This is a genomic window from Psychromonas aquatilis (assembly GCF_038155185.1).
GTDB lineage: Bacteria > Pseudomonadota > Gammaproteobacteria > Enterobacterales > Psychromonadaceae > Psychromonas > Psychromonas aquatilis.
In genome coordinates, this window is record NZ_JBAKAZ010000004.1 from 1 (window position 1) to 15,106 (window position 15,106).

General features: G+C 38.4%; 12 protein-coding genes. 3 read left to right on the forward strand and 9 right to left on the reverse strand.

Annotated elements, in window-relative coordinates; genetic code table 11:
* Positions 1-250 precede the first annotated feature (250 nt).
* On the reverse strand, positions 251-1,429 hold the full coding sequence (hmpA, locus tag V6256_RS01455) for an NO-inducible flavohemoprotein (RefSeq protein ID WP_341596211.1): 1,179 nt from the start codon (positions 1,427-1,429) through the stop codon (positions 251-253).
* A 155-nt stretch (positions 1,430-1,584) separates the two neighbouring features.
* On the opposite strand from hmpA, the gene V6256_RS01460 reads away from it, so the two are divergent.
* Positions 1,585-2,037, forward strand: coding sequence for an RrF2 family transcriptional regulator (locus tag V6256_RS01460; RefSeq protein ID WP_341596212.1), 453 nt, complete (start codon positions 1,585-1,587; stop codon positions 2,035-2,037).
* Positions 2,038-2,041: 4 nt separating this feature from the next.
* Here V6256_RS01460 and V6256_RS01465 read toward each other — a convergent pair whose 3' ends face one another.
* Positions 2,042-2,953 (reverse strand): LysR family transcriptional regulator ArgP, encoded by a 912-nt coding sequence (locus tag V6256_RS01465; protein ID WP_341596213.1) that lies wholly within the window; start codon positions 2,951-2,953, stop codon positions 2,042-2,044.
* Positions 2,954-3,116: 163 nt separating this feature from the next.
* On the opposite strand from V6256_RS01465, the gene V6256_RS01470 reads away from it, so the two are divergent.
* Positions 3,117-3,731, forward strand: coding sequence for a LysE/ArgO family amino acid transporter (locus V6256_RS01470; RefSeq protein WP_341596214.1), 615 nt, complete (start codon positions 3,117-3,119; stop codon positions 3,729-3,731).
* 22 nt (positions 3,732-3,753) lie between these two features.
* Positions 3,754-4,998, forward strand: coding sequence for a leucine-rich repeat-containing protein kinase family protein (locus V6256_RS01475; RefSeq protein ID WP_341596215.1), 1,245 nt, complete (start codon positions 3,754-3,756; stop codon positions 4,996-4,998).
* A 267-nt stretch (positions 4,999-5,265) separates the two neighbouring features.
* Here the strand turns inward: V6256_RS01475 and V6256_RS01480 are convergent, their stop codons facing one another.
* The 7 genes from V6256_RS01480 to V6256_RS01510 all read right to left on the reverse strand — a co-directional run bounded on the left by V6256_RS01480 (position 5,266) and on the right by V6256_RS01510 (position 15,054).
* The gene (locus V6256_RS01480; RefSeq protein WP_341596216.1) at positions 5,266-6,393 is read right to left on the reverse strand and encodes a M14 family metallopeptidase; all 1,128 of its coding nucleotides are present in this window, start codon (positions 6,391-6,393) and stop codon (positions 5,266-5,268) included.
* A gap of 214 nt (positions 6,394-6,607) precedes the next feature.
* Entirely contained in the window at positions 6,608-8,173 is a 1,566-nt protein-coding gene (locus V6256_RS01485) for a Na+/H+ antiporter NhaC family protein (RefSeq protein WP_341596217.1), read from the reverse strand.
* Positions 8,174-8,489: 316 nt separating this feature from the next.
* Positions 8,490-9,089 carry a nitroreductase family protein gene (locus V6256_RS01490; RefSeq protein ID WP_341596218.1) on the reverse strand — a complete coding sequence of 200 codons (600 nt, stop codon included), beginning with the start codon at positions 9,087-9,089 and terminating at the stop codon, positions 8,490-8,492.
* 2 nt (positions 9,090-9,091) lie between these two features.
* Positions 9,092-11,023 carry an iron ABC transporter permease gene (locus V6256_RS01495; RefSeq protein ID WP_341596219.1) on the reverse strand — a complete coding sequence of 644 codons (1,932 nt, stop codon included), beginning with the start codon at positions 11,021-11,023 and terminating at the stop codon, positions 9,092-9,094.
* Positions 11,013-12,038: an ABC transporter substrate-binding protein gene (locus V6256_RS01500; protein ID WP_341596220.1), complete on the reverse strand. Its 1,026-nt coding sequence runs from the start codon at positions 12,036-12,038 to the stop codon at positions 11,013-11,015. The genes V6256_RS01495 and V6256_RS01500 overlap by 11 nt, the downstream gene beginning before the upstream one ends.
* On the reverse strand, positions 12,038-12,850 hold the full coding sequence (locus V6256_RS01505) for an ABC transporter ATP-binding protein (protein ID WP_341596221.1): 813 nt from the start codon (positions 12,848-12,850) through the stop codon (positions 12,038-12,040). The genes V6256_RS01500 and V6256_RS01505 overlap by 1 nt, the downstream gene beginning before the upstream one ends.
* The gene (locus tag V6256_RS01510) at positions 12,850-15,054 is read right to left on the reverse strand and encodes a TonB-dependent receptor (RefSeq protein ID WP_341596222.1); all 2,205 of its coding nucleotides are present in this window, start codon (positions 15,052-15,054) and stop codon (positions 12,850-12,852) included. Before V6256_RS01510 ends, V6256_RS01505 begins: the two co-directional genes overlap by 1 nt.
* Between the last annotated feature and the right edge of the window lie 52 nt (positions 15,055-15,106).

Sequence of the window (15,106 nt, forward strand, 5' to 3'; positions counted from 1 at the left end):
TGACTTTGTCAGCATCCCTCTCAGGGTGAAAAGTATGTGCTTTAGGGATTGGATGCAACTGACCAGTTAATTTTACAGATTGGTATTACTGCTAGCTAATATATAACGCCTTTAGCAACTTAGCTTATCCTTATCAAAGACAGCACTGACTATTTTATTGGTCAAACTAGGCTGCTTTATTGTTTTATAAAACAGCCCTATTCGCTTTAAGCTAAATAGATTTAACCTAAATAAACTAAACTAGACAGGTTTAAGCTAGACTTTTATTAGGCCCAAATACTTCATAATGTATTTTATCGTCAGCAATCTGCAATGTTTTTAGCTGTTGATATACTGCTTTCATCATCGCTAACGGCCCACAAATATAATACTCTGCACCAGCAGGTAATGAATCGCTAATTTTCTGTAGATCGATCATGCCTTTGTGCTCACCTTCAGCTGTTGTTTCTTGGTAGAAACAATGTGCTTTAACCTTACCTTGTGTAACCAATGAATCCAGTTCAGTTTTAAAGGCTTGATGTTGCTGATTTTGATTACCATGGATAAAGTGTATATCGCGTGGCTGTGCTTGCTGAGTTAAGGTTTCTAACATCGCTTGCATTGGTGTAATTCCAACACCGCCACTAATTAATACCGCAGGGTTAGTTGACTCTTGTAACACAAACTCACCGCATGGTGGTGTTACTTTAAGCGTGTCGCCCACTTTATACTGGTCGTGTAAGTAATTTGAAACAAGGCCTTCGCCCTGTGCGTTTAACTCTTTTTTAACCGAGATACGGTAACCCTTTTGATCAAAAGCGCCAGATAAACTATATTGTCTAATTTGTTGGTATTCTTGTCCCTCAGGATGTAGATGAACACTAATATATTGGCCTGCAGTATATGCAGCAACAGTACCTTGATCAGAAGGTTGTAAGTAAAAAGAAGTGATAAGCGGTGTTTCTTGGTGCATTTTTACAATAGTAAAATCACGAGTATCTAACCAACCACCCTCTTTCTTAGCATTTTCTTCGTATAGTGCTTTTTCTCGTTCGATGAATACATTCGCTAGTACACCATAACCACTCGCCCAAGCTGAAATAACCTCTTCGCCAGGGTTTAAGATTTCTTCAATAGCTTCTAACAATGCGCTTCCTACTAGCGGGTAATGCTCTGCTTTAATACCTAAACTAGCGTGCTTTTGTGCAATACGCTCTACGTCGCCTAAAATAACCGATAAATCATCAACGTATTTTGAGAAAGCATAAACTGCCATTGCTAATGCATGTTTTTGATTACCTGATTTTTGGTTAGTCATGTTAAAGATATTTTTTAACTCAGGATTTTTTTCCAATAAGATTTGGTAAAAACGTCCAGTGATCTGCTCGCCATATTCAGCCAAAGCAGGAGTACTCGCTTTAATTATTTTAATCTCATTATCTGTTAACATGTGCCACCTCATTAAGTTGCATTTTAAATGCTTATTTAAATTTAAGATGTATATTAAATACTTATTTCAAAAGATGCAATTAAAATGCATAATTAAAAGTAATTCATTAGAGGTGGGTTACAAAACACCATTAATCATTATTAAAAGGTCATATATTGCAACTTACTAAGCACACAGATTACGCTGTTCGAGTTTTAATTTATTTAAACACACAGGTCGATCAAACCGCGTTATCCAAAGCCAATGAAATCGCTGAACTGTTTGATATCTCGTTTAATCACCTGACTAAAGTGATTCATCATTTAGGGAAAGCGGGGTTTATTCAAACCATACGAGGCAAAAGTGGTGGTATTAAGCTGGCTAAACCTGCGGAGCAAATCAATCTCGGTGATATTATTGAAGTAATGGAAACAAACTTATCTCCGGTTAATTGTCAGGAACCTCCCTGTCGTTTAGATAGCGTTTGTTTAGCCAAACCTATTTTCCATAAAGCGATGCAGGCGTTCCTTGATGAATTAAGAAAGCATACCTTGGCAGACATCTGTATCACTAAAAGCAATGATGTCTGGAAGTTAAATCTAGATCAGCCTGTCAATATAGTAGAGTAACAGGCTAATTGAGCTTATGTTGATTCAATACTTGACGAGAATATTGCACAATTTGTTGGGTTAATTGTTTCATCATTTCACCACCTAATTGCCAGCAATGCCAGTATAAAGGAACCTGCACTCTGTGCTCCGGTAATAGGTCAACTAAACGTCCGCTTTGCAAATGCTGTTCAACACTGAAGGTACTATTAAAGCTATACGCCCCACTCGCTAAGGTCAGGTCAACAAACGCTTCTGAAGAGCGAATTGTATGGCAAGGGTAATGCCCCATCTGTAATTGAAAATGCTCTCTCATAAATGAAAAGTGCATATCATCATGTTGATCAAAGGACATTGCTGGTGCACGTCGCAAACTTTCTCTATTAACACCTTGCTTAAAGAAACGTGCAATAAAATCAGGGCTAGCAACACAAACATATTCCATATAACCAAGAAAATGACTATCACTGCCGCTAATCGCTTTTTCTTTACTGGTTAAACAAGCAAGCGCTTCACCGCTGCGCATTCTTTCCCAGGTCGTCGACTCATCTTGTACAAATAAATTAAGTTGAACATTCTGCTCTTGGATAATTGGGCTTAATGCAGTGATTAACCAACTGGCAAGGCTATCTGCATTGACAGCCAATGGTAATACTTGTGCTTGATTACTTTGCTGATCCAGTTGTTGATTCAACTCCATTTCCAGTTGTAACACGCGTTGATAATGCCCTAATAAAACTCGTCCTAATCGTGAAGACTGAGGTGGTGTTGAACGAATCAATAAGGGCTCACCAAACTGCTTTTCTAATAACTTTATGCGTTGTGAAATGGCAGATTGAGTAATAAATAAACGTTTGGCAGCACGTTCAAAACTTTGCTCCATCACCACAGCATCCAAGGCTTTTAGTAACTTGTAATCAATGTTGCTTAAATCCATCTGCTCACCCCTTTACACAGGCTATTTATCAAAACAACAGCTTAACACGATATCATTAGAAAAATTAATTAAACATTAAATTTATTAGCTATATTAACAATGAAAATATATTTATAGTGCGCTCTCTGATAACGACTTACACACAAGATTAGAGAGAGAGAATATGATTAGTACTTATTTTACTGGCTTAACCTTAATGGCGACTTTAATTATGCCAATTGGTATGCAGAATGCCTTCGTACTAAATCAAGGTATTAAACGCCAACACCATCTTTTTGTGGCTTTATTCTGCTCTCTCGCCGATGCGCTATTTATGTCTATTGGTGTATGGGGCGGCGCAAAAATCTTTAATTCAAACCCATGGTTGTTAATGGCAATCGGCATACTCGGTGCTGTATTCATGTTTTATTATGGTTTTTTATGCTTCAAAAGTGCTTTTAAAGGAGGCAATGATTTAGCAAAGGATAACGCCAGTCGAAGCTTTAAAGCGATTGTTTTAGCTTGTTGTGCGTTCACCATCTTAAATCCACATGTTTATATCGATACTGTTGTTATTCTAGGTGGGTTTGCAGCGAATTTAACGGCAGCAGAGCGTCCTTGGTTTGTATTTGGTGGTGTGAGTGGATCGTTTATCTGGTTTTTTGGATTATCATTGTTAGGACAAAAACTATCACCTATTTTATCTAAGCCTAGAAATCAGCAAATAATAGACTTTGTAATTGCTTGTATGATGTGGCTATTAGCGACTTATTTATTATATTATGTGGCTATAAATTAATGATCAGATTAGGAATATTATTTTGCAGACACTTGCAGCACTCAAAGCCGGAAAACTCAAAGGTATAAAACGCTTAAAGCTATCAGAAGCACTAACCACATTTCCCATGGAAATTTTAACCTTAGCTGATAGCTTAGAAGTGCTCGACTTATCTAACAATCAATTAAGCGATATACCGAGTGAAATAAAACAGTTAACTAAGCTTAAGATCCTATTTGCATCAAATAATTTATTTACTGTTTTACCTGCTAGTATCGGGCAATGTCCAGCCTTAGAAATGATTGGCTTTAAATCAAACCAAATCACTACCGTACCGGAAACAGCATTACCTTTACCCTTACGCTGGTTGATTTTAACTGACAACAAAATTACTCAGTTACCACAGACACTTGGCCAGCGCCCTCGTTTAAAGAAATTGGCTTTAGCAGGAAATCAATTACAAACATTACCTGAGAATATGGACCAATTACATGAACTTGAATTGTTACGTATTTCAGCAAACCAACTGACCGACTTCCCAACACAGTTATTACGCTTACCGAAACTGGCTTGGTTTGCCTTTTCTGGCAACCCTTTTTGCTCGCATACTCTGCCTATCCAATCAGTACCTGAGGTTGCTTCAAGTTCGTTGCAATTAAATGAGACCTTAGGACAAGGTGCTTCTGGTATGATTTATCAAGCTAATTGGTTAGGTGATGTTAATGAAGCAGGACTTTTTCCCGCGCAAATTGCGGTAAAAGTATTTAAAGGTGAAGTTACCAGTGATGGCTATCCGCAAGATGAATTGCAAGCTTGTTTAAAAGTGGGTAACCATAATAACTTGGTTAAATCAGTGGGGCAGGTGAATGAAAGTGATTGCCTCGCATTAGTCATGGAACTGATTCCAGCTACATATAAAAACCTAGGTTTACCGCCTAGTCTTGACAGTTGTACAAGAGATACATTTGCTGACAACTTCACTTTGACCATTGAAAGTATTGAGAAAATAGTTAAACAGATGCAAGAGGTGTTTGAACACTTACACGCTAATCAAGTTTGCCATGGCGATTTATATGCCCATAATACGCTTTTTGATCAGCACTCAAACATCATCTTTGGCGATTTTGGCGCCGCAAGTATGTACCATATGCTCACAAAAGATATACAGGATAAAATTAAACAGATAGAACAGAGAGCCTTAAATCACTTTATAGATGATTTATTGGGAGTATGTTGTGCTAAAGATAAAAATACCGCGACTTATCATGATTTAGCTTCCTTGTTATAAAAATTAAGTTATAAATATCAAGTTATAATACCAATTATATTAAATAAGTGATCTAAATTTTGCGCAGAAAAAATGACTTAGTTTAAGGCGTAATTTGAGTTAAATAGTTGTTCTATTTGCGAAAATTACAACGAAGAAATAAGTTATTTTAGCAAGTAAAATAGATCAGTTAATTAGTGTGATTGGTATAACTATCGAGCTGTAAATAAAAAAGCGCTAACTCAGTCAAGGTGTTAGCGCTTATATGTTAGGTAAGTAAATCGCTGATTATCTTAGATCATCAACCACTGCTAACATCGCGACTAAAGAAGCTTCTCCTAACTTAATTGAACGCTCTGGCGACCATCCCATGGTTAAATCAGGTAAGTTATCATTGTCTTTAAATGGCATTTCTAAGGTATTTGCTAAACAATCAAAACGCTCTGCAACCCAGTTAGTTGCAACCGTCATATTCGCTTCACCAGGTGCATCAATATCGTAACCAAACTCAGATTGGAAGTCCGCACTAGCCAATGTTAACACTTCAGAGAATCGGTCACGTAAAGTCGCAAGACGCTCACTATAGCTTGGCGTACCTTGAGATCCCGCTAAGAATACAAAGGGTAATGCTTCATCACCGTGTACATCATAGAATAAATCAACACCAGTCTCTTCCATTTTCTTAATTACATGAAAAACTTCAGGGCTCTTTTCAAGGCTAGGGCTTTGCCACTCTCGATTTAAGTTAATACCTGCTGCATTAGTACGTAAATGTCCGCGTACACTGCCATCAGGATTCATATTCGGTACGATGTAGAAATTGGCTTTATCTAATAATAGTTTTGCTGTTGCGTTGTCGCTATCAAGTAAACTATGCAGTAACCCTTCGATTAACCATTCTGCCATTGTTTCACCTGGATGTTGACGAGCTGTGATCCAAATATTACGTTTGTTGGTGTCGCCATCTCCCACCTTAACCAATGATAAATCACGTTTATCAAGTGTTTCACCAAGATGCTCTAGACTCACTAAAGGATGCATCTGTACAGCGGCAAGAAGATCTTGATGGCGCTCATAACTATAAGGGGCAAAGTAAGCAATTTGAATCGTTTCACATTCCATTTCGGCAATAATGGTTAGCTTGCCATCTTTATAGAAAGTAGGTAATCGAAACCAGTGTTGACGATCATAAGAAGCAACGGCTTGGTAATCTTCCCACCCTTCTACATAAGAAGATTCAGCAGCATTTAAAATGTTAAATACATATTGCTCACCCACTTGACCTTCTACGCGAAAGTTAAACCATTGGAAAAACTCATCTCCAACGTCTCGGCGAATAGCCAATTGAATGTCTTTTTTGTCATCTTGATTAATAACGTCTATATTGCCAGCATCGAAATTAGCTGTGATACGCATATCAGTTCCTTTGTTGCTTTATATGATAAAAATAAAGCATAAACGATTGCATAGCTGCATCATAGCGTTTGCTACTATTTAAATACATTTTAAGCTTTATTTATGGTCTATTGAACGGCATCGAAGTGTGTTTAACGGTGTTGGGAGGAGCAAGAGGAATTCATGATGGTTGGAAATGGGTGTTGCTAAATAGTCTTAGCAACACCTGTATTTTTTAGCTTTCGCGTTTTGAAATAGCTTTCATGGCTAAAATAACCAATACAAAGGCCAGTGATGCAGCAATTAATGACGTTACCGTCGAACCAGTAAAGCCAATCACAACGAAACCAACGACTGAGACAAATGCCATCGATAATGCGTAAGGTAATTGTGTTGAAACATGAATAATATGCTCACAACGCGCACCTGTTGAAGATAGGATAGTGGTATCGGAAATAGGCGAACAATGATCACCGAAAACAGATCCTGCTAACACAGCACTTAACATAGGCAACATCATAGCTAAATCACTTGCAGCAGCCATATCACCGGCAATCGGTAACATGATCCCGAAAGTACCCCATGAAGTACCCGTTGAAAATGCCATCGCACCTGATAAAACAAATAAAATAACCGGTAACCAATGCAGGTTAATATTTCCTTGCACTAGGCTTGATAGGTAAACACCGGTATTCATATCACCGATTACACTACCAATTGACCAAGCAAAAAATAGAATAACAATCGCGCCAAACATCGATTTAGCACCAACCCACAAAGCAAACTTAATAAGTGAGAGTGGTTGCTTTTGTTTAAGCACAGTTAATAAAGCAAAGCCTAATCCTACTAAACCACCGTAAACCAATGAAGTACCTACGTCAGTATTTTCAAATGCACCTAATACCGAAAAAGCTTTACCATCAGCAGATAAAGCCAGGTTGCCTGTATATACCATAAAGAAGACAGTAGCCAAGATTAAACTAACAATAGGATAAACCAAGTCCCCTACTTTACCGCGAGTTGACTCTTTAATGCCTAGCTCATCTTGTAGATCAACATGGTTTTTATCGTCTAGATCTGTGTGTTGTTCCGCTTTTATTTCATGCTTCTTCATCAAACCAATATCAAGTTTGAATACGATAACGGCAAATACCAACAATAAGGTAAACACGGCATAAAAGTTCATTGGTATCAGAGCAACATATGCACCTAATGCAGAATATTCTGTCATACCATGACTCACTAATATCCCACCAATAATGGTCATGATATATGCGCCCCAGCTTGATACTGGCATTAAGATACACATAGGAGCAGCGGTAGAATCTAAGATATAAGCTAATTTAGCACGAGAAACCTTATAACGGTCTGTAACAGGTCGTGAGATTGAACCAACAGCTAAACTGTTAAAGTAATCATCAATAAAAATAAACACACCTAAAAACGCCGCTAATAAAGAAGCGCTTCTTTTATTTTTAATATGATTCATTGCCCAATTAGCAAAAGCACGTGTTCCACCTGACAGTGTTAACACTGCTGTCATCATGCCTAGCAATAATAAGAAAGCGACAATACTCATATTCCAAGTATTGATGCCTCCATCTTCAATAATAACCCCTTGCACTGTACTATAAATATACGTCGCAGAAGAGAGTACTGAAAAATCAGCTAACAGTAATGCCCCTAAAATAATACCTATGCCCAATGAGAGTAATACTCGGCGAGTAATAATAGCTAATCCAAGTGCGACAGCAGCGGGAACAATCGACAGCCCTGAAGCTGAAAAGTCGATAAGAGACATAAAATTTCCTTTATTCTAAGCTGCATAGATATGGTTGAATAAAAGAATATAACAACACAGCCTATGCTTTAAATATACACACTATTTAACAGCGTATTCTAGGGCAGAGGATTTTATACTAAATCGATTAAGTATGTGAAAAAAACTTGCTTATGAAGAAAACTAAATGACAAAACAATATGTATATAGAGAGAAATTAAGATAATAGAACCAAATCCATTACTTAACCACCCCTCTAGAGGTATTAACAACACTGATGATTTGTTAATAATTGGCCATTACTGGGTTCAGTTATATTAAGCGAATTTAAAGTAAATCACTCATCTTTATCAAACAAAGGGGATAACTGTTGATTACCTAACCATTGATAACAATGTTCATCAACCTGATCACGCTTCTTAACCCTATGCGTTTTCTTTGTACCTAAAATAATAAATGCAACTGGTTCTTGCTGCTTAGTTAAGCCAAACAATTGATGAACTTGCGGTATTTCTGCTGCATCGGTACTGTACCAAATAGCAGCAACTCCTTCTTGCTCTGCAGATAATAGAATATTTTGACATGCGGCAGCCGCAGCTAGCACTTGATCTCGTCGAGAAACCGCATGAGGCTCTGCAATATCAGCAGAAACTAATAGCACCATGGGTGCATCTTTTAAATAACTCGTTAACCGGCGAACTCGTCCAGGTTCAATATGTGCTGCATGCTTCAACCAAGCATCACACATCAACTCACACATATTTGCGACACGATCAGTATCCACCACCACAATGTGCCAAGGTTTAATATTACCGTGGTCTGGTGCACTCATCACCGATTGTAAAATGCGTTTTAACTTTACATTATCAGGAGCGGGATGTTGCATCTCATGTACATGACATGAACTACGCTGATAAATAAGATCCAATAATGACATCCTTACTTCCTTCTATAACCTAATAAAATTAAACAAATAAAATACAAACCACCAATAATTGAAACTAAAATACCACTGGCAATTTCAAATGGTGCCATCAAGGTTCTACCTAAACCATCGGCCAGTAATAATAACCAAGCACCGATTAGGCCACTGCCTAACAGTAAAACCCAGTGACGAGTTTGCCCCATTAAACGAAGAATATGTGGTGATAATAAACCGACAAAGGCAATGGCTCCCACAGCAGCAACAGCTGCAGCAGTCAATAATACAACCAATAAAATAATCAACAGGCGTAATTTCATTAATGGTTGACCAAGATGTAACCCCCAATCTTCGCCTAACGTAAATAAATCTAGGTGGCGAGCTAATGCAAATAACCCTAAACAGCAAGGTAATGTAACAGCCATCAGTAACCAACCTACTTGGGCATCTGCGCCATAAGTAGTACCTGTTAACCAAAGCACAGTAACAGAGGCGGCACCAGAACCAAAAGTTAACACCATCGAAGCAATGGTTCCACACCAAGCAGAAATAGCGATCCCTAACAGCGCCAATTGAGAGACGCGTAATTGATAATACATGGCGATAAATAAAACAATAACAACAATCGCTGCACCAATTAATGCCCATAGGAATAAATCCAGCCGTGATGCATCTGGCCAAACTTGTAACGCCAAAATAATGCATAAAACTGATGCTGAAGTTGCGCCTGATATATCAGGACTTGCCATTGGATTACGGAATAATGCCTGTAATGCACAACCGGCCATTCCTAGCCCTAATCCCGCCATTACGGCAACGCCCATACGCCATCCTGTAAACTGAAATTCAATAGCGTTAGGCCAATATGAGGTGGCTGTCCATATCAACAAAGAAGCGGGAATAACAATAGCCCACAGTTTAGGTAATTTAATCAAAGCAGCTAAGCCAAATCCATTTTCTTGGATGGCCATGCCCATGGCACTTTTTTTACGACATAACAGATACAAAAAGAATGGCATGCCTAACAAGACTGTTAATACCCCTGTTGGTAAACGAAATCCTGAAATGGGTAATGAGCGAGAAAAAAGCTCTGAAGCAATCACTAATAAAGCACCAAAAATACTCGCACAAATAAGTTGTTGTCGTGTTTTATTAAAGCCTAGCATTCTCGCTATGTGAGGAGCCATTAAACCAACAAAACCTAATACGCCGACCATTGCCGTCACTAATGATGCTTGTAACACAGCGATCAGTAGCAAGAGAGCTCGCCAACGACGAACCGATAACCCCACCACATTGGCGGTATCATCACCTAAACTCAACATATCTAATTGACGATGGCATAACAAAGGTAATATCAATAACAATAATGAAGGTACAATAATAATATTTAACAACTGACTGTCACTTTGCCCAATATTACCGCTCCCCCAAAGAAATAATCCATCCATACGCTGCTCTGCATAGATCATAATCGCCGAAGATAATGCCCCCACAGCCAAACTCATCGCCATGCCAATCAGAATCAGTTGTAGTTTTCCACCACCAATCACTTGAGACAACAACAAAATTAGCATAGATATTACAAGTGCAAAGCTAAAAGCAGATAGCCAAACCTGCCATATGGAGGGGTCATCAATGACTAAATTAACAACCATTGCTCCCAATAAAGCGCCAGCACTAATACCTATTGTTGATGGAGAAGCAAACGAGTTTCCTAACGCCGTTTGCACAACCGCTCCAGATTGAGCCAGTAAACAGCCACACAATAGTGCCATTATCAATGTCGGTAGTAACAACTCATAAAGGTAGGTTTGCTGATAACTGTTGTTCAACACATTCTCTTGGTATGACTGCCAACTAAAAATAGCGATCACAATGATGGTAAGCGATAAAAGAGACCATAGCGCTGGTCTTTGGTTAAGTGAACTTTTCACATTAACGTACATCACTTCCTCCCTTAGTATTGGTTAATGAAGCATGGTTACTCGCTACTTGTTTCATTAGCAATACTTTCGTAAATGCGCGTGCCATTCGAATCACGGATACAGGCCCACCAAAACTCCACAATGGTGATACTGTATAAATATCATCATTTTTTACAAACTCATGTTCATTCCATAATGGGGATAGCATCATTCTTTCCCCTTTCCCCGAACTTTCTTGAACGAGAATCAACCCTGTATCACCTAACATTTTTATTTGCTCTAATTGTAAGTGGGTGAAATCTTTACCTGGTAACGTAATATCCCACTCGTAACTCAAGCCTAACTGTTGCGCTACAGAAGCCGCTAAACTTTGCTGGGAAAAAACTCGAAGCCCATACCCCATCCCGACGAATTTACCGTATGCTAATTTCTTCCCTTGTAAACCAGCATCTACCAATACCTGTTTTAAACGAGCCAACTCTGCATCCATTTCAAGCAACTGAAGTGCAGCTAGTTCACTTTTACCAACACGATTGGCAAGCGTTTGATAATTTTCGCGCATCTGTTGCATATAGCGATACTCTGTTTGCTGAAAACCAGCAAACTGCTGTAACAGCAAGGTTGGTGCTATTTCATTTAACTCATTTAATATACGAGCATGGCGAAATGGGTAACCAATAATTAATTCAGGCTGTTGCATTACAATGGCAGGAAAACTAGGAAAGGCACGATCCCCTACTTCAGCAACACCATCAGGCAAAGCTGGGTGGTTTGATTGCCACTTCCGATAACCATTTTTAGAGGTCATCGCTAACGGTTTAATACCTAAAGACAGCAACATTTCAGTAGCTGACCAATTTAATGCGATAACACGAGGTTGTGTGGCTAATGTTGAAGGAATCGAGAGTAATGATGTCATTTCACCTGAAGCATCAATACGTTGAATAATACTCTCATTAGTAAACTTGTCTTGTATGCTATAAACACTAGTGCTTAATAGCGTTAATAAAGCACAAAGAATATACCGGCTAAACATTACTTAACCCTCGGTAACTTAGTCTCATTTACGACTGATGTTCTTGGCCAAAGTAAAGTTTGCCCTTCAACTTTAACGCGAGCAACTGAGGTATTATAAACCTTAGAGACTCGTTCAGCCGTCAGGACAGAATCAACATCACCAGCAACAACCACTTTACCTTTTTCAAGCATAATCGCATTGTCACTAAACTCTTGTGCATGGTTAAGGTCATGTAATACCCAAATAATCGTTTTTCCATATTGTTCATTTAAACGTTTAACAATATGTAACAATTCAACTTGGTGACCAATATCTAACCATGATGTTGGTTCATCTAGTAAAACAATATCCGTATCTTGAGCAAGTACCATGGCTAACCAGCAGCGTTGTGCTTCTCCACCAGATAGTGTTTCAATGGCAAGGTCAGCAAACTCTAATACTCCTGCTTCCTCCATCGCCCAGTGCATTTTTTGTTTATCTTTTTTAGTTAATGGCGCGAACCAACGGCGGTGAGGATGACGGCCAAATTCAACCAGATCGCTAACGGTAAGCCCAACAGGTGTACTATGACGTTGCGGTAACATTGCCAATTTTAGCGATAAATCAGCACGGGAATACTGCGTTATTCCCTTTCCAGACAATTGGATTTCACCTATACTGGCTTTTTCTAAACCAGCAATCAGCTTTAATAAAGTGCTTTTTCCAGAGCCATTAGGACCAATTAACGCGGTCACTTTCCCTTTATGGAATTCGCAAGAAATATTATCTAGGATTAACTTGCCACCTAGGCGGCAAGTTAATTTATTCACAGTAAGCAATTTAATCGACATTAAAATTTTACGTTGTAGTTAACAGAATAGGTACGGCCTTGGCCTTCATAGTTAAATAAACTATCGTTGTAAGCCGCATTGTAATAGTAGTTTGCACGTTGAGACCATAATGTTTGGTATTCACTGTTTAACAGATTAGTAATACCAAGCTGAACTCGACCAACAGGTAAAGCAATGCCTGCCAATAAATCAACCGTATTATATCCGTCCAAATCTTTATCATCGCCATCGGTATAATCAAACATTTGAGTTGTTTGCAGGCGTGTATTAAATAACGCTTTCTGCCAACTAACATAAGCAGTTAACTTCGAAGGGCTCGCAGTCGTTGCATCTAAGTTAACCCACTTACCGTCTGATTTGGTTTCACTAACAATATAATTAAAGTTACCACCTGCGGTGACTTCTTCAGTTAAGTAATAATCAAGTTGAGCTTCTAACCCATAAATACGTTTTTTATCATCAACAAGGGAAATTGAATAATCGCTTTTATTAACTTCAATCGATTTATCTGATATAGAGTAATATGCGGTCAACTGAGTAGATAAATTCTCATTATGTAATCGCCACCCTAACTCTACAGCATTGGTTTTAATACCATCTAACGGGCTATCTGCTACATTAATACTATTTGCAACTGAACCATCAGCGTTATATGAACCTACCCCATAAAATTTAGCACTGTCAGGAATCTCGAAACCTTGGGAGAAATTGAACCATACCTGTTGGGCTCTATTTATTTTATAAAGCGCACCTAGGTTCACTAAGAAATTCCCATAATCGTTAGATCCTCCTTCTATTTCGTCAAAATATCCCTCAGGCGCCAAACCACCTAACTCATAAGATTGCTGAGTGGCTGCAACAAAGTCGCTTATGTGAGTGTGAGTATATTGATAACGCAATCCACTGTGTATATTCAATGATGAATTTACATCGTAATCAGCTTGTACAAACCCCGCTAAAGACGTTGTTTCTACGTCAGGGTAACGTCCTGTGGTGCCAATTTCTTGTAGGGTTAAACCATTTGATACGCCTGCGGTTGCTAGATCATAATAGTGCTGCGTTGTATCTGACTTTTCAAATTCAGCATCCATACCATAAACTAAATTAAGTTTATCAATAGGGTTAGCAGTAAAAACTAACTTAGAGCCAAACACAGTCGTATTTTGCTCTGAAGCACTAATCGACGTTCCTGCATAAAATGGATTAAAACGATATGACTCATAACGTCCAAAAAATTGTAGATTCATCGTTTGGTTATAAAAATCACTATCACTATAATTTGCAGTAAGCATATAACGAGTCGTTGAGGCTTGATCATCAAGATTGTATCCTTCAACCATTCCTACTTCTTCAGAGCTTGACGCTGGGGCATAGGCATAGTTAGCGCCATAATCAATGCCATAATCACTATCTTGACCACTATCGTAAAATTGAGCAGTCAGTTCAAGGCGTTTTGTCTCAGAAATCTCATAGCCAAGGCTTCCCATCACATCCAATTGATCAATATACTGAGAACCTGTTTGAGCAGGGTCTTGTATTATCATGTCGCCATTTGAATCATAAGCGCCTTCCGCTTTATCATAAGAGATAGCAAGTCGAGCATCTAATTTATCTTGTTTAATAGAAATAGATTGAGCAACTTGATATTGCAAGTCTTCGCTGTTATTGAATCCGCTTTGTGCACTAACCCAGCTTTCATAATGAGTACCTTCCTCATCACTGCCTTTTTTAGTAATGATATTAATAATCCCGCCTGTACTACCACCGCCAAACATAGCGGTTGCACCGGCAACAACTTCTATACGAGCAATATTAAACGGGTTAATAGAATCAAAGTAACGGCTAACTAAACGTGAAGATTGTAATGAAACACCATCAATCATCACTAATGCAGTACGCCCTCGCATATTTTGTCCTGCATTTGAACGAGATTGGCTACCCACATCTAAACTAGGAATTAAGTTTGCTAATAAATCTTTAAATTCAACCCCCGATTGTGCTTGCTCTACAATTTGCTCTTCTTCAATGACCTGCACTGTTGCCGCAATATCACTGATATTTTGAGCTGAGCGGTTAGCGGTAATGATCATGCCATAATCGTTGTCATACTCTTTTTCTGCGTGTACTTGTAATGACAATCCCAACATACCGACCATAATTGGGTTTAAAATAAATTTAGTTTTGTTAGATTTAGTGAGTTGCATATTAAATTCCATTTAGACAAAAATGAGTGTTAAAAAACTTTTCATAAATAAT